The organism is Microbulbifer epialgicus (assembly GCF_041447265.1).
Taxonomy (GTDB): Bacteria; Pseudomonadota; Gammaproteobacteria; order Pseudomonadales; family Cellvibrionaceae; genus Microbulbifer; species Microbulbifer epialgicus.
Genome location: NZ_JBGMEK010000179.1, coordinates 1 through 3140, shown reverse-complemented (window position 1 = coordinate 3140; position 3140 = coordinate 1). Strand labels below are relative to the sequence as shown.

Annotated in this window: 6 protein-coding genes; 1 reads left to right on the top strand and 5 read right to left on the bottom strand. The window is 44.8% G+C overall.

The genetic code is table 11. From position 1 onward, the window contains the following. Positions 1 to 215: 215 nt before the first annotated feature. A complete protein-coding gene (locus ACCI49_RS24100; protein WP_371841796.1) occupies positions 216 to 356 on the bottom strand; it encodes a hypothetical protein in 141 nt (46 codons plus the stop codon). Positions 357 to 512: 156 nt separating this feature from the next. On the opposite strand from ACCI49_RS24100, the gene ACCI49_RS24095 reads away from it, so the two are divergent. After that, positions 513 to 869 (top strand): hypothetical protein, encoded by a 357-nt coding sequence (locus ACCI49_RS24095; RefSeq protein WP_371841795.1) that lies wholly within the window; start codon positions 513 to 515, stop codon positions 867 to 869. Between the two features lie 436 nt (positions 870 to 1305). On the opposite strand, the gene ACCI49_RS24090 is transcribed toward ACCI49_RS24095, so the two are convergent. The 4 genes from ACCI49_RS24090 to ACCI49_RS25115 all read right to left on the bottom strand — a co-directional run bounded on the left by ACCI49_RS24090 (position 1306) and on the right by ACCI49_RS25115 (position 2930). Further along, positions 1306 to 1620, bottom strand: a complete 315-nt coding sequence (locus tag ACCI49_RS24090; RefSeq protein WP_371841794.1) for a hypothetical protein — start codon at positions 1618 to 1620, stop codon at positions 1306 to 1308. Between the two features lie 376 nt (positions 1621 to 1996). Next, complete coding sequence (locus ACCI49_RS24085) at positions 1997 to 2314, bottom strand: hypothetical protein (protein ID WP_371841793.1); 318 nt, start codon at positions 2312 to 2314, stop codon at positions 1997 to 1999. A 41-nt stretch (positions 2315 to 2355) separates the two neighbouring features. Next, positions 2356 to 2499 carry a hypothetical protein gene (locus tag ACCI49_RS24080; RefSeq protein ID WP_371841792.1) on the bottom strand — a complete coding sequence of 48 codons (144 nt, stop codon included), beginning with the start codon at positions 2497 to 2499 and terminating at the stop codon, positions 2356 to 2358. 203 nt (positions 2500 to 2702) lie between these two features. After that, positions 2703 to 2930 (bottom strand): DUF7661 family protein, encoded by a 228-nt coding sequence (locus ACCI49_RS25115; RefSeq protein ID WP_442928500.1) that lies wholly within the window; start codon positions 2928 to 2930, stop codon positions 2703 to 2705. Between the last annotated feature and the right edge of the window lie 210 nt (positions 2931 to 3140).

The window sequence follows — 3140 nt, the reverse complement described above, 5'->3', positions numbered from 1 at the left end:
CGTTTCCATCTGGCGATCTAGATGCCAACCAACAATCCGGCGTGAATAGAGATCAATCACTACTGCCAAGTACAACTCTTTCGCAAAGAAGGCGCTGGCCTTTTTTAGGATTTCCTTCTCCATACGCAACTGCTTGATTTCGTGTCGCAATCGATCCAGTTCAGCGCGCTCGCCGGCATCCAGCCTTACTCCGCTCTCTCCCAGCTTCAGCTCTTTTATCTAACGTCGCAGATTGTTGGCAGTAGTCCTACAGCCTCAGCAGCCTTAGGAATCGAGTACCCTTGCTCGGAGACTAGGGTTACGGCATCTTTCTTGAATTCCGGCTTGAAATGCCGACGTGTACCTTTTGTTGTCATACTTCCCCTCGCTTGGTAATTTTACCTTCTTAACGAAGTGTCCGGAAGGATTAGACCACTACAGTCTTGAGAATTAGATCCACCTGGAGGAAAATACTTAACGCTGTTTGTGGCAGCAAAATTTGACAAGAAATTTAAACAAAAAAGGATTTATAGATGTTAAAAATAGGATTGATGACAGCTTTAATTTTGTCCTCCACCACCTCACTGGCTAATAGCACTACTTGCCCATCACAACAGTTGTCACACAATTTTGTTAGTCAGGGAGAGCTATATCAATGCATTGGAGTCGTAAAGGAAACACCTACAGGATTTAGGGCCAGCAGCTGGAATCTTGAAAGTGATACCACCAACAGAACTGGGGAAGATTGCTGGCTTGGAGATTTTGAAGCAACACATGCAGAAGGTATATTAACTAATATAACCAGAGGCTCAATCTGTAAGAACTATTGCGACGTTCAAGCCTACTGTAATGACAATGGTGAGTGGGTAGACTTCAAGTACACTTGGTAAAAGCTCTAAATAACCACAAACAACTTCACGACACCATCAATAATGAGGAGCATTTGAATAGATTGAATGCTCCCACGTGTTTCTTTGAGCTTATTTGAAGAGAAGTGTTCTACACAGCGATAGCTATAATAAATAAAGCAGATTATGAACTCTTTGAGCTGTAATTCACCTACTCCCCAACAAGCCTAAAACCTGGGTCGATTCTTCCTGCGAGAACTCCAGCTCATACCTCTCTACTATCGCCATAAACCGCTGCACGTAGATAGGTGCACCGCATTTTTTTGAACGACCGACCACATAAACACTAATACTCAAACCTGCTTGTTTACCAACCATAAATGTGCGAGTAGAGTTGATAGCTTTGCCTCACTTCCTGAATCGTTTAAAAGGTCTGAGAATAATGGCAAACTATCACCTCACAGCGCCTAGACATAAACTACTTATAAATTCGTATCATTTGAGCAGATTGTGTATAATCAGAAATCATACAATCATAGCCATCCGGAAATCTTAATATTACTGAATCACCTGTAGCCATTGCTTGTTGTGCAACTGATTGAAATGAAGAAGTGCTGGATTCAGAATGCAAACCCAAGGATTTCCATGTCTCCCAAGATTCACCTTGGACTTGTACAAGAACATCAGCTTTCTGAACTTGTATTGCAGTAACTTTCAGTGGGCCACAATCCACCGTCGCATAACTCTCTGAGGCCAATAGCAAAAGGGCCACAGTACTAATAAGTTGTTTCATGTCATTTCCCAATAGTTTTGTGCTTATAACAGCTTAATAGTTAATTCAAAATATACTTTGTTACTATCCAGCTTTACATACAAAGCCCATCAAGATTAGATGGTTTACCTTTCTGGTGTGGAACCAATCAAGTGGAGAATAGCAGCTGCTTTAAAGTTGGGCATTATGACTGCTATCAATCACCCTGTGAACTCCTCCAAACCAAAGAAATGGGACTTTTATGGTGAGTTAAAACGAGTGCTCTTGAATCTTGTCACTGAAAGTAAAACTTATACATGTCATAGATTCATCTGAGTGGGTCTTTAAACAATCTGCTCACACTACTTTTATAGTGGCGAAATACCTGCGATCAGGATTGCCCCAACAAGGCCAAAATTTAAGCAGATTCCTCCGGTGAGAACTCCGGCCCATACTTCCCCACTATTGCCGTCTGGACGGGCTTATAGGGTGGCATCCACTCATCCGGCCCTTTGTCGTCCTTGCTTTGATTCCGGCCATCATCAACAAGCCATAGATTTTCGGGGTCTTCTGCAAACTCCCTCTTTAGCTCTCTAGCCCCAGTTGGTACCACCGTGCTAATACGCCCATGACAGAGGTACGATGTGTTCAACATCCAGGTCAGGCGCCAAGCTGAAGAATTGGCCGGTGTAAGGGCCCAGCCATAGACCAGTATCGACAGTGCAGCGTTTGTCACTGGTGAAGGTTACTGGGGTCAGGGAGAACTGAGCTAGCAGCTCATGGTGGGTGCTCTGGCGGTCTGTCAGAGTCAGACCAGCGTGGCAGCCACTCATGGTGGTCGTAGCCGCGCCCCTCTTTGGCTTCTACTTCAAGACAGCCGATCAGAGCGGCGGATAGGATGATTGGCAAGACTAAACGCATGACGACCCCTCTATTGTTTTGAAGGATCGTACAGAAAGCCAACTATAGGGACAAATACAATCCGTCACAGCAACGCCTTACTCAGCAGCGTTTAGGTTGTAGTGGAGTTTTGGCGTAAAGTGACGAAGCCACGCCAAAACGGAGCGTAGACCAAAACGCCAGCTGGAGTAACTTGTTTGGCAGGATGCTCTAAAAATGCCCATTTATTTATCTTCGCTCAAGCGCACTACAGATTGGTGCCTTTCATTTGCCCATTCATGACAGAGATCTGATAGATACAGAGTTAACTCATTTTCCTTAATTTCAGGTGGCACGAATATTCCAGCATTTCGACGCTTACCTTCAGCGCCTTGGTAGAAAGTTGCCCATCGATTGTTACTTCTTTCAATCAGGACTTCCCTACCGAATATATTGTATTTATATCGTTCCATGACTTTGGCCAGCTACCTAACGCCGCCGGTAGGGGCAGCTTACCTTGTACGCGTTTTGCGCAAAAATGGGAGCAAAGCGACCTGTGCAAAAGGTGCACAAGTAAGCTGCCTCGCGGAGGGCCCCAGACCCGGAGCATCTTGCCTGGCCTTGTATGGTTGTTCTTGTCTGATTCTGATGTTGAAAACCTTTTTCGCTAACGGGTAAATTGA